This window comes from Kribbella sp. NPDC000426 (genome assembly GCF_040300265.1).
Taxonomy (GTDB): domain Bacteria; phylum Actinomycetota; class Actinomycetes; order Propionibacteriales; family Kribbellaceae; genus Kribbella.
In genome coordinates this window covers 34,463-50,622 of sequence record NZ_JBEPDK010000006.1, presented here as the reverse complement: position 1 = coordinate 50,622, position 16,160 = coordinate 34,463, and the positions used below count along the sequence as shown (strand labels likewise).

Annotated in this window: 17 protein-coding genes; 10 read left to right on the top strand and 7 right to left on the bottom strand. The window is 68.4% G+C overall.

Annotated elements, in window-relative coordinates:
• Positions 1-38: 38 nt before the first annotated feature.
• Positions 39-1,499: a tRNA (N6-isopentenyl adenosine(37)-C2)-methylthiotransferase MiaB gene (miaB, locus tag ABT313_RS28855; RefSeq protein WP_350860329.1), complete on the top strand. Its 1,461-nt coding sequence runs from the start codon at positions 39-41 to the stop codon at positions 1,497-1,499.
• Complete coding sequence (locus tag ABT313_RS28850) at positions 1,496-2,212, top strand: phosphotransferase (RefSeq protein WP_350860327.1); 717 nt, start codon at positions 1,496-1,498, stop codon at positions 2,210-2,212. The genes miaB and ABT313_RS28850 overlap by 4 nt, the downstream gene beginning before the upstream one ends.
• Here the strand turns inward: ABT313_RS28850 and ABT313_RS28845 are convergent.
• The 3 genes from ABT313_RS28845 to ABT313_RS28835 all read right to left on the bottom strand — a co-directional run bounded on the left by ABT313_RS28845 (position 2,209) and on the right by ABT313_RS28835 (position 5,768).
• The gene (locus ABT313_RS28845) at positions 2,209-4,053 is read right to left on the bottom strand and encodes a LamG-like jellyroll fold domain-containing protein (protein WP_350860325.1); all 1,845 of its coding nucleotides are present in this window, start codon (positions 4,051-4,053) and stop codon (positions 2,209-2,211) included. The genes ABT313_RS28850 and ABT313_RS28845 overlap by 4 nt on opposite strands.
• Before the next feature lie 69 nt (positions 4,054-4,122).
• Positions 4,123-4,578, bottom strand: a complete 456-nt coding sequence (locus tag ABT313_RS28840) for an NUDIX hydrolase (RefSeq protein ID WP_350860323.1) — start codon at positions 4,576-4,578, stop codon at positions 4,123-4,125.
• Between the two features lie 44 nt (positions 4,579-4,622).
• Entirely contained in the window at positions 4,623-5,768 is a 1,146-nt protein-coding gene (locus ABT313_RS28835; protein WP_350860321.1) for an ROK family transcriptional regulator, read from the bottom strand.
• 91 nt (positions 5,769-5,859) lie between these two features.
• Here ABT313_RS28835 and ABT313_RS28830 point away from each other — a divergent pair, with 91 nt between their 5' ends.
• Positions 5,860-7,131 (top strand): DUF1479 domain-containing protein, encoded by a 1,272-nt coding sequence (locus ABT313_RS28830; RefSeq protein ID WP_350860319.1) that lies wholly within the window; start codon positions 5,860-5,862, stop codon positions 7,129-7,131.
• Positions 7,132-7,135: 4 nt separating this feature from the next.
• Here the strand turns inward: ABT313_RS28830 and ABT313_RS28825 are convergent, their stop codons facing one another.
• The 3 genes from ABT313_RS28825 to ABT313_RS28815 form a co-directional block, all read right to left on the bottom strand.
• Positions 7,136-7,726, bottom strand: coding sequence for a GNAT family N-acetyltransferase (locus tag ABT313_RS28825; RefSeq protein WP_350860317.1), 591 nt, complete (start codon positions 7,724-7,726; stop codon positions 7,136-7,138).
• Positions 7,727-7,829: 103 nt separating this feature from the next.
• Positions 7,830-8,075 carry an antitoxin gene (locus tag ABT313_RS28820; protein ID WP_137259159.1) on the bottom strand — a complete coding sequence of 82 codons (246 nt, stop codon included), beginning with the start codon at positions 8,073-8,075 and terminating at the stop codon, positions 7,830-7,832.
• A gap of 134 nt (positions 8,076-8,209) precedes the next feature.
• Positions 8,210-8,434 (bottom strand): hypothetical protein, encoded by a 225-nt coding sequence (locus ABT313_RS28815; RefSeq protein ID WP_130449370.1) that lies wholly within the window; start codon positions 8,432-8,434, stop codon positions 8,210-8,212.
• Positions 8,435-8,558: 124 nt separating this feature from the next.
• Between ABT313_RS28815 and miaA the strand changes: the two genes are divergently transcribed.
• From miaA to ggt, 4 genes are all read left to right on the top strand, one after another.
• Positions 8,559-9,521 (top strand): tRNA (adenosine(37)-N6)-dimethylallyltransferase MiaA, encoded by a 963-nt coding sequence (gene miaA / locus ABT313_RS28810; RefSeq protein WP_350860314.1) that lies wholly within the window; start codon positions 8,559-8,561, stop codon positions 9,519-9,521.
• Positions 9,508-10,023: a SigE family RNA polymerase sigma factor gene (locus tag ABT313_RS28805; RefSeq protein WP_130449374.1), complete on the top strand. Its 516-nt coding sequence runs from the start codon at positions 9,508-9,510 to the stop codon at positions 10,021-10,023. Before miaA ends, ABT313_RS28805 begins: the two co-directional genes overlap by 14 nt.
• Positions 10,024-10,040: 17 nt before the next feature.
• Positions 10,041-10,715 (top strand): hypothetical protein, encoded by a 675-nt coding sequence (locus tag ABT313_RS28800; protein WP_350860312.1) that lies wholly within the window; start codon positions 10,041-10,043, stop codon positions 10,713-10,715.
• Between the two features lie 159 nt (positions 10,716-10,874).
• Complete coding sequence (ggt, locus tag ABT313_RS28795) at positions 10,875-12,590, top strand: gamma-glutamyltransferase (RefSeq protein WP_350860310.1); 1,716 nt, start codon at positions 10,875-10,877, stop codon at positions 12,588-12,590.
• Between the two features lie 3 nt (positions 12,591-12,593).
• On the opposite strand, the gene ABT313_RS28790 is transcribed toward ggt, so the two are convergent.
• Positions 12,594-13,670 (bottom strand): M20/M25/M40 family metallo-hydrolase, encoded by a 1,077-nt coding sequence (locus ABT313_RS28790; protein WP_350860308.1) that lies wholly within the window; start codon positions 13,668-13,670, stop codon positions 12,594-12,596.
• Positions 13,671-13,738: 68 nt separating this feature from the next.
• On the opposite strand from ABT313_RS28790, the gene ABT313_RS28785 reads away from it, so the two are divergent.
• The 3 genes from ABT313_RS28785 to menC are packed head-to-tail and all read left to right on the top strand — an operon-like array spanning position 13,739 to position 16,158.
• Positions 13,739-14,401, top strand: a complete 663-nt coding sequence (locus ABT313_RS28785; RefSeq protein WP_350860306.1) for a GNAT family N-acetyltransferase — start codon at positions 13,739-13,741, stop codon at positions 14,399-14,401.
• Entirely contained in the window at positions 14,394-15,038 is a 645-nt protein-coding gene (locus tag ABT313_RS28780) for a MurR/RpiR family transcriptional regulator (protein ID WP_350860304.1), read from the top strand. Before ABT313_RS28785 ends, ABT313_RS28780 begins: the two co-directional genes overlap by 8 nt.
• Complete coding sequence (gene menC, locus ABT313_RS28775) at positions 15,028-16,158, top strand: o-succinylbenzoate synthase (RefSeq protein WP_350860302.1); 1,131 nt, start codon at positions 15,028-15,030, stop codon at positions 16,156-16,158. The genes ABT313_RS28780 and menC overlap by 11 nt, the downstream gene beginning before the upstream one ends.
• Positions 16,159-16,160: the final 2 nt, after the last annotated feature.

The window sequence follows — 16,160 nt, the reverse complement described above, 5'->3', positions numbered from 1 at the left end:
GTTTTTGTCTACCCCGGCACGTACTCTTGGTGGCTGTTATGCGTACTTACGAGGTCCGCACTTACGGGTGCCAGATGAATGTCCACGACTCCGAGCGGCTGCGCGGCCTGCTGGAGGATGCGGGCTATGTCCGCGCGCCCGAGGGTGACGAGGCCGACGTGGTCGTCTTCAACACCTGCGCGGTCCGCGAGAACGCCGACAACAAGCTGTACGGGAATCTCGGCCACCTGGCGCCGGTGAAGGCGCGCAAGCCCGGCATGCAGATCGCCGTCGGCGGGTGCCTGGCGCAGAAGGACAAGGCGTCGATCGTCCGCAAGGCACCCTGGGTGGACGTCGTGTTCGGCACGCACAACATCGGCTCGCTGCCGGTGCTGCTGGAGCGGGCGCGGGTCGCCGAGGAGTCCCAGGTGGAGATCCTGGAGTCGCTCGACGTGTTCCCGTCGACGCTCCCGACGCGCCGCGAATCGGCGTACTCCGCCTGGGTCTCGGTCAGCGTCGGTTGCAACAACACCTGCACGTTCTGCATCGTCCCGTCGCTGCGCGGCCGCGAGAAGGACCGCCGGCCCGGCGACGTGCTGGCCGAGGTCGAGGCGTTGGTTGCCGAAGGCGTCCTCGAGGTGACGCTGCTCGGCCAGAACGTGAACTCGTACGGCGTGGAGTTCGGCGACCGGTTCGCGTTCGGCAAGCTGCTCCGCGCCTGCGGGTCCGTGGAGGGCCTCGAGCGGGTCCGGTTCACCTCGCCGCACCCGCGGGACTTCACCGCGGACGTGATCGAGGCGATGGCCGAGACGCCGAATGTGATGCCCTCGCTGCACATGCCGCTGCAGTCCGGCTCCGACACGGTGCTGAAGGCGATGCGTCGTTCGTACCGCCGGGATCGGTACCTGCGCATCATCGAAGACGTCCGGGCGGCGATGCCGGACGCGGCGATCACGACCGACATCATCGTCGGGTTCCCGGGCGAGACCGAAGCGGACTTCCAGGGCACGCTCGACGTGGTCCGGCAGGCACGGTTCGCGGGCGCATTCACCTTCCAGTACTCGAAGCGTCCCGGTACGCCGGCCGAGTCGATGGCGGACCAGATCCCGCGCGACGTCGTCCAGGATCGGTACGAGCGGCTCGTCGCTCTGCAGGACGAGATGGCCTGGGGCGAGAACAAGTTGATGGTCGGCCGGACCGTCGAGGTGCTCGTCGCCGAAGGGGAGGGGCGCAAGGACGCCACCACCCACCGGCTCAGCGGGCGCGCACGCGACAACCGGCTGGTGCACTTCGCGTTGCCGGCCGAGGTTGAGGCGCCGCGGCCTGGTGATGTGGTCACGGTCGAGGTCACGTATGCAGCGCCCCATCACCTCAACGCGGACGTGTTCGGCGCCGTACGCCGTACTCGCGCCGGCGACGCGTGGGAGCGGGGCCAGGACGCGCCCGGCGTGATGCTGGGGATGCCGACGATCGGCGCGAAGCCACTCGAACCTGCTGCCGGAGGTTGCCAGCTCGGATGACAGAGACCTCCGCCCCGGGCGAGCGGCAGCCCGACATCTCCGCCGTGTCCTCTTTGCTTCCGCCCGGCGCCGAGCCGTTCGCGTTCGGCCGTGATGCAGACGTGTACGACATCGACGACCAGTGGGTGCTGCGGCGGTATCGCGACGGGCACCCGGTGCGCGACGAAGCCGACTTCATGCGGCACGTGGCGACGTACGGCTACCCGGTCCCGGTCGTCCGCGAGATCGAGGGCGCGGACATGGTCGTCCAGCGCCTCGACGGCCGGACCCTCGGCGACGCGGCGATGACCGGCGACCTCAGCGCGGACGAGATCGGCCGCATCCACGCCGACCTCCACCACCGGCTGCAGGCGATCCCGGTCCCCAGCGGCACACCCGGCCTCGTCGTCGTCCACGGCGACCTGCACCCGCTCAACGTGATGGCCACCGCCGACGGCCCGGTCGTCATCGACTGGCGCAACGCCCGCGAGGGCATGGCGGAGTTCGACGTCGCCCTGACCGCAATCATCTTCGCCCAGGTAGCCCTGGACCCGGCGTACGCCGACCTCGCCACCCTCCTCCGCGAGTCCCTCGCCGTCTACCTGGCCAACTCCATCGACCCAACCCCCGGCCTACCCGACGCCCTCGAATACCGCGGCAACAACCCAACCCTCACCCCCGAGGAACTATCACTCCTCCCCGCCCAGGAAAAGCTGATCCGCTCGTACCTCTAGGCGTTGAGGAACTGGGTGGGTTTGAGGGGGTGGGTGACGATGCGGAGTTCGCCGATGTGGCCGGCGAAGCCTTGGTCGACTGTGTTGGCGTAGTGGCCGGCGCCGACGAGCCAGGGTTTGCCGGCGGTTGCTAGGCCGTTGGACGGGGTTGCGGGGTTGCGTAGGAGTTCCGACGAGTCGACGTACACGATGGTGTGGCGGCCGTCGTTCACGATGGCCAGGTGGAACCAGCGGCCGGCGACCATCTCGTGGCCCCAGTTCGTGAAGGTGTCGTTCTTGTCGAACGGGTAGACCGCCCACTGCAGCTCGCGCCCGCCGGAGAACCCGAGCTTCACCGTCGGCTCGTCGGGGTCGCTGCCGGTCTTGCCCGCGTCGCGGCCGGTGCCGAGCCGGGTGAACAGCCCTTCCCACGAGTGGTCCTGCCCGTCGTCGGCCAGCTTCACGAACGCCTCGATCGTGTAGCCGCCCTTGAACGTCAGCGCGTTGAGCGGCGCGTTGTCTGCGGTCTGCAGGTATCCGCCGCGGGCCGGGTTCTTGTTGCCCGGGAACAGCCAGCTCGCGTGCCCCGGCTGGTCCGGGTGGAACTCGCTGCTCGCCGTCGGTGCGTCGGCCGACAGTTGCCTGCGGGTGAGGTGGTTGCCCTTGCCCGACTGGTCGATCACCTGATCCGTGACCGGTCCGTCGAAGCGCCAGTACGCCGCAGTACCCGGAATGACGAGCTGGGACGCTGGCCGCGCCGGGCGGACCGCCACCGGCGCGAATCCGGCGAACCGCTCGTCGAAGTCGATCGGAATGCTGAAGCGGTTGACGTCGTCGGTCAGCTCGATCTCGAGCTCTTCGAGTTCGTTGCGCCGGGCCGGGTTCTGGCCCATGATCCACGGCGAGATCGTCTCGACGTCGATCGTGTTCCGGGCCAGGTCGAAGTGGTACAGCCGGACCATGCCCGACCCGCCGTAGTACCGGTCCTGGTAGTTGGTGATGTGCAGGTGTACGTCGTTGCCGGCCGCGTTCTTCCGCGTCACCCGGCCGGGCGGCCAGTAGTGGCCGTTCATCGTGATGAAGATCTGGTCGTTGCCGTCGATCAGCTGGTCCCAGACGCGGTTGCCCTGGTCGCTGAAGTAGGCGGTCGGGTCGCCCGCGTCGGCGTACACGATCTCGTGCGTGGTCAGGATCACCGGCAGCTTCGGGTGCTTGGCTATCACGTCGCGGGCCCAGGCGAAGCTCGCGTCCGACGGGCGCCAGTCCATTGCCAGCAGCAACCATTGCCGGCCGGCCGCGCGGAACACGTGGTACGAGTTGTACCCGTTCGCCGTCGACCCGCCGTACGTCGGCATCCAGCGGAACCGCCGCGGGTTGAACGTGTCGAGGTACGGCGAGGCGCCGCGGGTGTCGTCCTTCGACCCGTCGATGTCGTGGTTGCCGGCCAGCACGGAGTACGGGAAGCGGGCACGGTCGAGGATCTTGAAGACCGGGTCGGCCTGCGCGAACTCCGACGCCAGCGCGTTCTGCACCACGTCGCCGAGATGCGCGATGAAGACGATGTTCTCGTCGGTCCGGTGGTCGATCAGCCAGTCGAACGTCGCGGTCAACGGCGCGGGATCGCCCCGGTCCTCATCGAACTGGTACTGCGTGTCCGGCACCACCGCGAGCGTGAACCGCGGGTGCTCCGTGTCGATCCGCCCGGCCGCCCTGCTGCCGGCTGCTTCGCTCGTGTTGCCGGTACTGCCCGTGGCCGCCGCGTTCCCCGCGCTCAGGGCACCCGAGGTGAACACCGCGCCCGCGCCGAGCGCTCCTGCCTGCAACAGCTTCCGCCGGCTCGTCCCGTCGTATCGCTCGTTCATCGCCCACGCTCCCAAGCTCGCTGACACCGCAGCGAACACTAGAGCGAAGCGAGGCTAACAACGGTGAACTCAGGCGAAACCCTGGGCGATCACCGCAGGAAGCCCACGCCCGTCGGCGACCGCCGCCAGCACCCGCGCCTCGTGCGGGACCAGCGGCTCCGGCAGCTTGTCCAGCGAGTACCACTCCAGGCCGGCCGCCTTCTCCGGCTCCATCAACCGCGGCTCGCCCGACCACTTCGACGCCATGAAGAAGAAGTCCACCCGCTCGTCGATCGGATCCCCGTTCCCGCCCGTCCGATGCATCGCCGTCACCGGCACGAGCTCGGCCGGGTCGACGTCGATCCCGACCTCTTCCTTCAACTCCCGCACCGCCGCCGCGATCACCGACTCGCCCTGCTCGACATGCCCCGCCGGCACCGCCCAATGCCCGTCCATGTATCCGGTATTGGCCCGCAGCAACAACAACACCTCGTCCCCCCGCCGCACCACCACATAAGCCGCCGGCACCACCCGAAACCGATCCATCCCCAAACCCTAGCCACCCCCGCCGACAACCATCGGCGGCGCGACTACGTGGAGGTGGGGGTCGCGCCGGCGATGATTGCCGCGCGGAGTTGCTGCAGGGCTTCGGATCGGGCGCCGGTGAGGGCCGGCTCGGCGGTCAGCGCGGCGGCGCGGACCGGCACCGGCCGGGGGAGATCACTCGCGGCATCGACGATCGCTTCGAGCACAACTGGATCGGATCCCCACGGCCCACCGACGATCACCGTCTCGGGGTCGGTCAGCGCGACGATCGCCGCGAGGGTCCCGCGGACGGCGTCGCCCAGCGCGCGACGCAGCTCGGAGCCGGCCGGTTCATCTGCGCGGATCCGACTGAGGAGACGGTCGACGTCGATGGCGGTGGAGTCCGGCTGACGGAGCCCCAGTTGTGCGAAGACCTCGATCAGGCGGGTCGCGGAGCCGTCCGGTCCGGTGGTGATGAGATGGGAGATCTCGCCCGCCATCCCGGCGTACCCCTGGCGGACCTGGCGGTCGCTGACGATCGCGCAGCCGAGACCCTCGCCGAGGAACACGTACGCGAAATCCCGCAGTTCCGGCGCGTTGTCCCGTTCGGCCCGGGCGGCCCAGTTCACGTCGTTGTCGACCGCGATCGGGCCGGCGACGTCCGCCGCGAGCAGTTCGGCCGGATCGAGCTCGCCCAGCAGGAAGGCCTGGTCGGGGACCTCGATGAGGCGATCGGTGGTGCGATCGACCGGACCGGCTGCGCTGACCACGGCCAGGCGGATCGGTTGGGTGACCTGTCGACGTACGCCGACGAGCGCGCGGCTGACCGCGGTCGCGGCTGCCTGTGGGCGGGCCGGGCGCTCGACCTTCTGTTCCGCGCGGGCCACGACGTCGCCGTACGCGTCCACGCACTCCGCGACGATCCCCTCGGGCGCGATGCTCAGCGCCAACGCCACGCCGGTGTCGGCAGCGAGCGCGTAGTACGACGCGACCCGCCCGCGGCCACGACCGCCGGCGCTACGTTCGCCGGTGTCGACGACGATGCCCGACTCCGACAGCCGCCGCACGCTCTCGCCGGTGGTCGGCTTGGACAACCCGGTCTCCGTGGCCAGCTCGGCCCGCGTCATCCGATGTTGCCGCATCAAGGCCGACAGCACGTGCTCATCGGTCAGGCCGCGCAGCAGCTCGAGCGAAGGCTTCACCGGTTCCACGCCCAGCATTCTAGTCAGGAGTCTTGCCTAGAAGGCGGCGCAACGCCTAGAGTCCGATACAAGTAAGGAGTCGTGACTAGAAGGAGTCGCCATGTCCGAGCTGCCGTACTGGGACCACACGCCCGACGATCTGCCGGCTGCGATCCGGCAGGTCAAGGCCGCCCTCCGCGCTCGCATCGCAGAGTCCGGGCGGACCGTCGAGGAGGTCTTCGCGGTCGTCGAACCCGAGATCCGCGCCGAGGTCGACGACATCGCGAGGGTCAAGAAGAACGGCGAGCAGGTCTGGCCGGTGATCGAGTACGCCGATATCGCCGCCGGCACCGTCCCAGCGGGGCAGCTCGCCCTGCTACAGCGCCGGGGCTGCGTCGTCATCCGCGGACATTTCGACCGCGAGCAGGCGCTGTCCTGGGACCGCGATGTCGTCGAGTACGTCGACAGCAACGACTTCGCCGCGACGTACCGTGGTCCCGGGGACGACTTCTTCGGCAGTGTCGGCTCGAAGCCCGAGATCTACCCGATCTATTGGTCGCCCGCGCAGATGCAGGCCCGGCAGAGCGACCGGATGGCGCGCGTGCAGTCCTTCCTGAACCATCGATGGACGTACAGCTCCGGCGGCGTCGAGTGGTTCGACCCCGATCGCGACTCGTTGTACCCGGACCGCATCCGGCGCCGTCCGCCCGGCACCGACTCTGGCGGCCTCGGCGCGCACCTGGACCCCGGCACGCTCGACCTGTGGATGACGCGGTTCAACCAGCAGGCGTTCTCGCATCTGTTCGACGGCAGTGTCGAGGAGTACGACCCGTGGCAGGCGGCCCATCGGACCGCGGGGGAGCAGTACCCAGGTACGACGATGTGCTCGGCGTTCCGCACCTTCCAGGGCTGGACGGCGTTGTCGGACATGGAGCACGACCAGGGCGTTCTCCATACGGTGCCGATCGCCAAGGCGATGGCGTACCTGTTGCTGCGGCCGCTGCTGTCCGACGTACCCGACGACGACATGTGCGGCGTGATGGTGAACCAGGTGTTCCCTGTCAGTGAGAGATGGCACCCGTTGTTGCTCGAGGCACTCACCGGCATCCCGGACGTCCAGGCCGGCGACTCGGTCTGGTGGCACTGCGACATGATCCACAGCGTCGCGCCGGTCACCGATCAGAAGGGCTGGGGCAACGTCATCTACATCCCCGCCGCGCCCTGGTGCCCGCGCAACGAGCGGTACGCCGCCAACGTCCGCGATGCGTTCAGCACCGGTTCGAGTCCGAGCGACTTCCCGGCCGAACACTACGAACGCACGTGGCCGAACCGCTTCCAGCCGGCCGATCTCAACACCACCGGCCGCCGCGGCCTCGGCCTCACCCTCGGTTGAGGACTCAGACCGCTTTGACGGTCTTGCTCATGACAGTGTGGTTCTTGCCCTTGGGGCGGAGGTAGGTGAAGCCGGCCTGCTCGAAGAGGGACCGGGTGCCGTTGTAGAGGAAGGACGCGGTGATCTTCTTGCCCGCAGTGTCCTGCGGGTAGGCCTCGACGACTCCGCCGCCGGCCTGGGCGATCAGGTCGAGGGCGCCCTGGAGGGCCAGGGCTGAGACGCCTTGGCGACGGTAGTTGCGATCGGTGAAGAAGCAGGTGAGGCGGTAGTCCGGCGGACGGTCCATGCCGGCCTCGTACTCCTTGCGGTGGTTGATGTTCGGCAGCTCGACCGGTGGGCCGTACTCGAGCCAGCACACCGCGAGCTCACCGTCGAACACGAGCGCCGCATGCGCGCGCCCCTCCATCACGAGGCGGTGCTTGAGTTCGCGGTTGCTGTCGGCCTCGAACGTCTTCTCCTCGTGCATGGTGTGGAAGTACGTGCACCAGCACCCGCCCCACACCCCGTTGTGGCGTTCCGCCAGCGCCGCGAACGCATCCCACGTGTCGGGCCCGAGCGCCCGAACCGTCAACTGCCCCACGTCCACCTTGACCATGAGCTGAGCGTACGACGCTATCCGGACGATCCGCCTCCGGAACTCGATCAATGTCCGGGCATGGCGAAGGGCCGCAAGCTGGTGCTTGCGGCCCTTCGGGGGATCAGGCGGACTGGTTCGGCTTGTCCGGGATGTCGTCGTTCTGGCCGTCCAGGTTGTCCAACCCTTCCTTGGCCTTCTCGACGCCGGTGTCGATCTTGTCGCCGTACTTGCCGCCCGTCTTCTCGTCGACGAAGTCACCGGCCTTGTCCAGACCTTCACCGACCTTGTCGCCGTGCTCGTTGACCAGGTCAGTGGCCTTGTCCTTCAGGTCCTCGGCCTTGCCCTTGAACTTGTCGAAGATGCCCATCTCGGGGGCTCCCATTCCTGCGTAGTTGAGTGCTTACAGACAGCTAGCGGTGATCTTCGCACCTGCAACGCCGGAACTGTGGGATCTCCGCGAGCGCCATGCTGACGCGCGTCGAACGGGTGTCAGACAACCATTCAGACGCCGTCGCCCGACGGTTCCGACTCTACGTCGCCGCCGCTGTCTTCACTCTCGTCACCGGTGGATTCGACGTCTCCACCGCTGAACTCGACGTCGCCGCCGCTCTTCTTCGCCTCGACATCGCCGCCGCTGCGCTTCGCGGCCGCCAGGTCGTCGACTTCTTCCCCCAGGCCGAGCGCGTCCTTGGCCGCGTCCGACTCTTCTTCGAACCCATTCGTCACGTGGTTTCCTCCCGTAGAAATGTTTCCAACTCCCAGGCGTTCCTACCGAATACTCAGGGTCATCCACAAGGCCGGCTGGTACCTCTTGGCGAAGTCTTGGAACAGCAACTGCCAGACTGGACCGATGCCTGAACCACTCGTCGTCGCGGTCGTCGGTCCCACCGCGGCCGGGAAGTCCGACCTGGCCGTCGCGCTGTCCGAGCGCCTGGACGGCGAGGTGGTGAACGCGGACGCCATGCAGGTCTACCGCGGCATGGACATCGGTACGGCGAAGATCAGCACCGCGGAGCGCGCTGGCATACCGCACCATCTGCTCGACATCCTCGACGTCACCGAGACCGCGACCGTGGCCGAGTTCCAGCAACTGGCCCGAGCGGCCATCGACGACTGCATCGGCAGGTACCGTACGCCGATCCTCGCCGGCGGCTCCGCCCTCTACATTCGCGCGATCCTCGACGACTTCGTCTTCCCCGGCACCGACCCGGTCGTCCGCGCCCGCCTGGAGGCCGAGCTCGAAGCGCACGGCTCCGGCGTACTGCACAGCAGGCTGCAGGCGATCGACCCGAAGGCGGCCGAACAGATCCTGCCGAGCAACGGCCGGCGGATCGTGCGTGCGCTCGAGGTCGTCGAGATCACCGGCGGCCCGTACGTCGCCACGCTGCCCGAGCACCGCTATGTGTATCCGGGCGCGATCCAGCTAGGTCTCGACGTACCGCGGCCCGAACTCGACGCGCGGATCGACCTCCGGGTGGACCGGATGTTCGACGCGGGTTTCGTCGCCGAGGTGCGCGGACTGCTGGACAAGGGTTTGATTGAGGGGAGGACGGCCAACCGCGCACTCGGGTACTCGCAGGTGATCGCGTTGCTGAACGGTGAGATCGACGAAACGCAGGCCCGGGAACGGACCGCCCAAGCCACGCGCCGGTTCGCGCGGCGGCAGGACTCGTGGTTCCGTAAGGACCAACGCATTACTTGGCTCCCGTACGACGCACCCGATCTGGTGGAGAAGGCAATTCGAGTGATAGCCCAGGGCAACCGCAGGGGGACCGGCGGCGTAGTCGGGGTGGAATCGAATGCGAGGGGGTGACCGTGAGGCCGAGTTCCGTGAGTACCTGCTCGCGGACCGCACCAGGCTGATGAGAACGGCGTTGCTGCTCACCGCCGGTGACGTGCACACTGCCGAAGATCTGGTCCAGACCGCCTGCACGCGGGTTTACGTGCACTGGCACCGGATCAAGCACGAAGGCGCGGGCCCGTATGCGCACCGCATCCTGGTCAACGCCTTCCTGGACGAGCGCCGCCGGGCCGGCCGCCACCCCGAGGTGGTGACCGCGGAGACGCTCGAGCCGCGCCTGACCGACGTACCTGATCAGGCCGACACCCTCGCCATCCGGGACGCGTTGCTGGATCTCGCGCCGCGGCAGCGGGCGGTGCTGGTCCTGCGGTACTTCCAGGACCTGGATGTCGCGACCTGCGCCCGGATCCTGGAATGCACCGAGGGCACGGTGAAGAGCCAGACAGCGAAGGCGCTGAAGCGGCTGAAGGACCTGATGACGGAAGAGACGGATCGTACGACGGGGAGTGGTTGAGAACACCAATGGATGACGTGAAGAGGCTGTTGGAGGGCTTCGCGGACCGCGCGGCCGAGGCGCTGCCGGATGCCGACATCGAGGCCGATGTCAGCCGCGGCCGCCGCGCGCTGCGCCGGATCAAGCGCCGGCGTCGCGTCACCGGTGTGTTGTGCGTTGCCGCTGTCTCGGCTCTCGCGCTCGCGATCGGCAACCAGGTGAAGTGGTGGGGGAACACCAGCGAGGTCGCCGGCGGCACGAGCGAGCCGGAGAAGACCGCGGCCACCCCCGCGACCGCACCCGCCGCCAAGCCGTCGAGCGGCGAGACGATGTCGATGTTCGGGGCGTCCGTCGTCGAGCTGGTCGCGAACAACCAGCCGTGGCGGACGATCGACTGCACCCTCACCCCGAAGGGCTGGAGCGCCGAGACTCCGATCGCCGCCAACCGCGTCGTGCTCTCCCAGCCGACGATGCGTACGGCGGACGCCGCCGCGAAGGTGGTCCTGCAGGCAGCCCCGGACGCGCGCAGCCTGTCCGCGGTCCGGGTCACCGACGGCAGCGGCAAGACCTTCCACATCGGCACTCTCGACGGCCGCCTGACCGGTCAGGTGAAGCTGTCCGACCAGTGGCTGCTGGTCGAGCTCCCGACCGGCACGGTCGAGTGGCCGGACGACGTACTGCGACGCTTCATGGACTCTTGCACGGTTCGTTAGCACTGGCGTTCGGACTGTAGGTGGGATAACAAGGGCATGTCCCTGTCGCCGACGCCCCGCGGAGTACTGGTGAAGAAACTGGTCGCATCGCTGTCTGCAGGTGCCCTTGTTCTGGCTGGCCTGAGTTCGAGCGCCGCCGCCAACCCACCGAAGCCTCCGGTGAAGCAACCGACCGCGATCGGGTACGGCGGAGCGGTGTCCTCGGTCGACGCGGACGCGACGGCCGCCGGTCTCGGCGTACTGCGGCGCGGCGGCAACGCGGTCGACGCAGCGGTCGCAACGGCCGCCGCCCTCGGCGTGACCGAGCCGTACTCCGCAGGTCTCGGCGGCGGCGGGTACTTCGTCTACTACAGCGCCAAGAACCACAAGGTCTACACGATCGACGGCCGCGAGACCGCGCCCGCGGCGATGCCGTCGGACGCGTTCATCGACCCGGCGACCGGCAAGCCCTACAACTTCACGCCCGAGCTCGTCACGTCGGGTGTGTCCGTCGGTATCCCCGGCACGCTGGCGACCTGGGACTCGGCCCTGCGCCAATGGGGTTCGCTGTCGCTGGGCAAGGCGCTGACCCCGGCCGCCGATCTGGCCGACCGCGGCTTCGTCGTGGACAGCACGTTCAACCTGCAGACGCAGGAGAACAAGGCCCGGTTCTCGGCGATCGTCCCGACTGCCAAGCTGTTCCTGCCCGGCGGTGACGCGCCGAAGGTCGGCACGGTGTTCAAGAACCCGGAGCTCGCCGACACCTACCGGATGCTCGGCAAGAAGGGCCTTTCGACGTTCTACGGCGGAGAGCTCGGCGCGGAGATGACCGCGGTGGTCAAGAACCCGCCGAAGACCGCGACGACCACTCTGCCGGTGATGCCGGGCTACATGACCACCGGCGACCTGCAGAAGTACAAGCCGTTGGACCGCGTCCCGACGAAGGTTCGGTACGACGGTCTGGACGTTTACGGCATGGCCCCGTCGTCGTCCGGCGGCACCACAGTCGGCGAGGCACTGAACATCCTCCAGCCGTTGCACCTCAAGCAGCTGAGCACCCCGCAGTACCTGCACAGCTACCTCGAGGCGTCCGCGCTCGCGTTCGCGGACAGAGCAGCGTACGTCGGTGATCCCGGCTTCGTGAACGTGCCGACGAAGGAGCTCACGTCGCGCGGGTTCGGCGCCGAGCGGTCCTGCCAGATCGACCCGGCGAAGGCGGCGGTCAAGCCGGTGCCGGCCGGATCGCCGGACGGCAAGTACCAGCACTGCGCGAAGGGCGCTGCGACGGCGCAGCGGCCGGACACCGAGGGCAAGTCGACCACGCACTTGGTGACAGCGGACAAGTGGGGCAATGTCGTCTCGTACACGTTGACCATCGAGCAGACCGGCGGCAGCGGCATCACCGTTCCGGGCCGTGGATTCATTCTGAACAACGAGCTGACCGACTTCTCCGCGGTCTACGACCCCGCCGACCCGAACCGGATCCAGCCCGGCAAGCGGCCGCGGTCGTCGATCTCGCCGACGATCGTGCTGCACAGCGGCAAGCCGTTGCTGGCGCTCGGTTCGCCGGGTGGCTCGACGATCATCACGACCGTCCTGCAGACGCTGACGAACCGCCTCGATCGCGGTATGACGCTGCCCGAGGCGATCGCCGCACCGCGGGCATCCCAGCGCAACACCGCGTCGGTGACGGCGGAGCAGTCGTTCATCGACAAGTACGGCGCGGCGCTGGGGGCCTACGGCCATACGTTCACGCCCGCCGGTGCTCCGGGATCGTCGGCCGCTGAGATCGGTGCTCTGGAAGGTCTGGAATTCCTGCCTGGCGGCGCAATCCTCGCCGCCGCAGAACCGACGCGACGCGGCGGCGGATCGGCCGGAGTCGTGTGGCCCAGATAGCTTCTAGATGGTGCTGATGATCGCGGCGACCAGGGCGACCCGCTCGGCCAGGCTCGCCGCGATCACCTGTTCGTGGACGGCGTGCGCGCCCTTGCCGACCGGCCCCAGGCCGTCCAGGGTCGGTACGCCGAGCCAGCCGGTCAGATTGGTGTCGGCCGCACCGGACGCGGCCGCACCGCCGACCTCCTGACCGACAGATCGCCCGGCCTCGATCACCTTTGCCAACAGCTCGTCCGTCGCCGCCGACGGCTGCCACGCCGGGCGATTCGACATCACGCGCACCTGCAGCTGGGCGTCCCGCACCGGCTGCAACTCGCCAACCGCCTTCAGCACGGCCTGCTCTGTGGACGGATCGACAAAACGGAACCCGATATCGGCCGACGCCGACCCCGGTACGACGTTCGTCCGCCCGCCACCTGTGATCGTGCCGACGTTGCACAACACCTCGTCGTACTGCGCGACGATGCCCCGCACCGCGATCAGCTGGTCGACGAGCTCGTCGATCGCTGAGACTCCGCTGTCCGGATCCAGCGCGGCATGCGCCTCGCGTCCGGTGACCTCGATGCGGACCCGGGTGCTGCCCCAGCGCGACGTCTTCAGGTCGCCGTTCGGATGCGGCGGCTCGAGCCCGAAGGCGGCGTACACGCCGGCCGACTCGGCCGTGACGAGTTCGCGGGCTGAGGGTGAACCGACTTCTTCGTCGGCGACCACGATCACGCGCACCGGTCGGCGGTCCTGCACTTGCTCCAGGGCGGTTTCGAGGACGACCAGTCCGCCTTTCATGTCGAAGACGCCCGGGCCGTAGATGACACCGTTCTCTTCGCGCCACGGCATCGCATCGTCCAGTTGGCCGATCGGCCAGACGGTGTCGTGGTGAGCGAGGAACAGCAGGGGAGCCTGATCGGCCCGGCCCGGGAAGTCCGCGACCAGGTGATCGCCGGTCGGCGCCGGCACCCGGCGGACGGTCGCGCCGAGGGCGGCGTACCGCTCGGCGAGGCGGTCGGCGAAGGCGTTCAGCGCGGCCGCGTCACCGGTCGGGGTCTCGGCGCCGACGTACTCCTGGAGTCGCTCGATGATCATGGATAGTCAACGTATCATCATCTGATCACCGTTTGACTGCCTTGAGAACCATGAGATCTACTCAAGATATGAATCGTATCTCCGAGGTGAGCTTCCGTGCGGTCTCGCTCACCACGGCCGCCAGGTTCGCCGAGGCCTCGGAGCTGTACCGCGCGGTCTTCGGCTACCTCGACCCGGCATACGGGCTGAATCCGCGACTGCTCGGCGCGTTGGCGAGCAACGGCGGATCGGTGGTCGGCATCCTCGACGAGACCGACAAACTGGTCGCGTTCGCGTACGGCTTCTGCGGCACCGACCGGCGCGGTTTCTACCACTACTCGCAGTCGGCCGTGGTCGCCGCCGACCAGCAGGGGCACGGCCTCGGCCGGATGCTCAAGCACGCCCAGCGAGAAGTTGCCCTCAGCCACGGTATGTCGCGGATGCGCTGGACCTACGACCCGATGCAGGTCCGCAATGCGCACTTCAACCTCGACGTGCTCGGCGCCCGCGGCCGCTGGTTCGCCCCGGACATGTACGGTCCGGGCACCGACCGCGTGATCGTCGAGTGGGACCTGACCCGCGATCAGCCCGCTGTCCCCGCCGACATGACCGAGTTGGTCGTGCCGAGCGACCCGGCCGAGCTCCGCAGCTCGTTCGAAGGTCTGCTCGCGCAAGGACTCGTCGCCGTCTCGTGCCGCCGCCTTCCGGACGGCAACGGCGCGTACTACTTCGGGCCGGCCGACGATGCCTGACGATCCGCGCAACCGCGAGCTCACCAGCCCTCACGAGCGGTACGACGCTCGCCTGCAACGGCGATCGTCGACGCTCCTGCAGCGTCGCGTGGTCGAGCAGGAGCGCGCCTCGATCGACGAGGCCCTCGACCAGATCCTCGCCGACGAGTCGATCGCGCAGGCCGCCGCGCGGATCGTCGCCGCCCGGCGGCGGTTCATCGTCGGTTCGGCGAAGTCCTTCTCGTACGCGTCCTTGCTCGCGTTCGACCTCGGCGCCGGCCTGTCGCAGGTGACGCTGATCGACGGCACGGTCGTCCGCGGTGTCGACGTACTGTCAGACGTCCGGTCGAACGATCTGATGGTCGCGTTCTCGTTCCGCCGGTACCGTCGCGACACGGTCGAGATCGCGCGCCGGTTCGTCGAGGCCGGCGGTGAGCTGGTCGCGGTCACGGATTTCGAGGACGCGCCGCTGGCCGAGATCGCCGACCAGTGCATCTACGTCGCCACCGGGAGCGCGTCGTACGTCGATTCGCCGACCGTCGTCGCGTCCGTCCTGCACGTGCTCGCGACGCTGACGACGGCGAGCGCGAAGGGCGCGCGGCGACGGCTGCTCGAGCGCGACCGGCTCAACACGGAGCTGGGTTTGTATGTCAACTGAGCTGAAGATCGTCGCCGCCCGGCTGCACCGGGTGCGGATGCCGTTGGTGCACGAGTTCCAGACCAGCTCGCACCGCAAGGCGTTCCTCGACCACATCCTGGTCGAGCTGGAGGACGCGTCCGGCGCGATCGGCTGGGGCGAGATCGCCTCGTCCTCCGATCCGTACTACGCGCCCGAGACCGTCGAGTCCTGCTGGCACATCGCCTCGCAGTACCTGCTGCCCGCCATCCTCGGTCGTCCGTGGACGCATCCCGACCAGCTGGCGGCGATCTGGTCGAAGGTTCGTGGCAACTACTTCGCGAAGGCCGGCGTGGACACCGCCGCCTGGGTCCTCTGGGCCGAGGCCCGATCAATGCCATTGGCAACGGTTCTGGGCGGAACGCGGACCGCGGTCGTCGCAGGTGTTTCGCTGGGAATCGAGCCGACGATCGACGATCTCCTCACCCAGGTCGCCAGTCAGGTGGCCGCCGGCTATCCACGGGTGAAGTTGAAGATCGCTCCCGGCTGGCACGTCGAACCGGTCCGCGCGGTGCGTACGGCGTACCCCGATCTCGATCTCCATGTGGATGCCAACGGCATCTATACCGCCGACGACCTCAAGCTCTTGCAGGAGCTGGACGAGTTCGGCCTGACGATGATCGAGCAGCCGTTCGCCCCTCGCGACCTGCTGACCCATGCGCGACTGCAGCGGATGATCGAGACACCGATCTGCCTGGACGAGAGCATCGAAACGGTCGACGACCTGCAGACGGCGCTCGAGCTAGAAGCGTTGCAGGTCCTCAACATCAAGGTGTCGCGGATGGGTGGGCTGACCCCAGCGCGTGAAGCGCACGACCGGGCCCGGGCCGCCGGCATCCCGGTCTGGTGCGGCGGCATGCACGAGTTCGGCATCGGCCGGCTCGCGAACGTCGCACTCTCCAGTCTCGCCGGCTTCACCCTCCCATCGGATGTGTCCGCCTCGGAGAAGTACTACGCCCGGGACGTCGTCGAACCCGCCGTGGTCGCCGTCGAAGGCGTCGTACAGGTGCCTGCGGGGGCTGGCCTCGGCCATGCCGTGGACCGGGCGCTGATCGAGGCGAACACTGTCGCCGAGCTCGCCCTCGGGCCAGAACAGGAGTGATT

Excerpts from the sequence above, each read along its gene's own strand:
- ABT313_RS28785 (WP_350860306.1), top strand. The coding sequence starts at position 13,739 with ATGAATCGTATCTCCGAGGTGAGCTTCCGTGCGGTCTCGCTCACCACG.
- miaA (WP_350860314.1), top strand. The coding sequence starts at position 8,559 with ATGCCTGAACCACTCGTCGTCGCGGTCGTCGGTCCCACCGCGGCCGGG.
- ABT313_RS28790 (WP_350860308.1), bottom strand. The coding sequence starts at position 13,670 with ATGATCATCGAGCGACTCCAGGAGTACGTCGGCGCCGAGACCCCGACC.
- ABT313_RS28825 (WP_350860317.1), bottom strand. The coding sequence starts at position 7,726 with ATGGTCAAGGTGGACGTGGGGCAGTTGACGGTTCGGGCGCTCGGGCCC.
- ABT313_RS28820 (WP_137259159.1), bottom strand. The coding sequence starts at position 8,075 with ATGGGCATCTTCGACAAGTTCAAGGGCAAGGCCGAGGACCTGAAGGAC.
- ABT313_RS28850 (WP_350860327.1), top strand. The coding sequence starts at position 1,496 with ATGACAGAGACCTCCGCCCCGGGCGAGCGGCAGCCCGACATCTCCGCC.
- ABT313_RS28780 (WP_350860304.1), top strand. The coding sequence starts at position 14,394 with ATGCCTGACGATCCGCGCAACCGCGAGCTCACCAGCCCTCACGAGCGG.
- miaB (WP_350860329.1), top strand. The coding sequence starts at position 39 with ATGCGTACTTACGAGGTCCGCACTTACGGGTGCCAGATGAATGTCCAC.
- ABT313_RS28840 (WP_350860323.1), bottom strand. The coding sequence starts at position 4,578 with ATGGATCGGTTTCGGGTGGTGCCGGCGGCTTATGTGGTGGTGCGGCGG.
- ABT313_RS28830 (WP_350860319.1), top strand. The coding sequence starts at position 5,860 with ATGTCCGAGCTGCCGTACTGGGACCACACGCCCGACGATCTGCCGGCT.
- ABT313_RS28845 (WP_350860325.1), bottom strand. The coding sequence starts at position 4,053 with ATGAACGAGCGATACGACGGGACGAGCCGGCGGAAGCTGTTGCAGGCA.
- ABT313_RS28805 (WP_130449374.1), top strand. The coding sequence starts at position 9,508 with ATGCGAGGGGGTGACCGTGAGGCCGAGTTCCGTGAGTACCTGCTCGCG.
- menC (WP_350860302.1), top strand. The coding sequence starts at position 15,028 with ATGTCAACTGAGCTGAAGATCGTCGCCGCCCGGCTGCACCGGGTGCGG.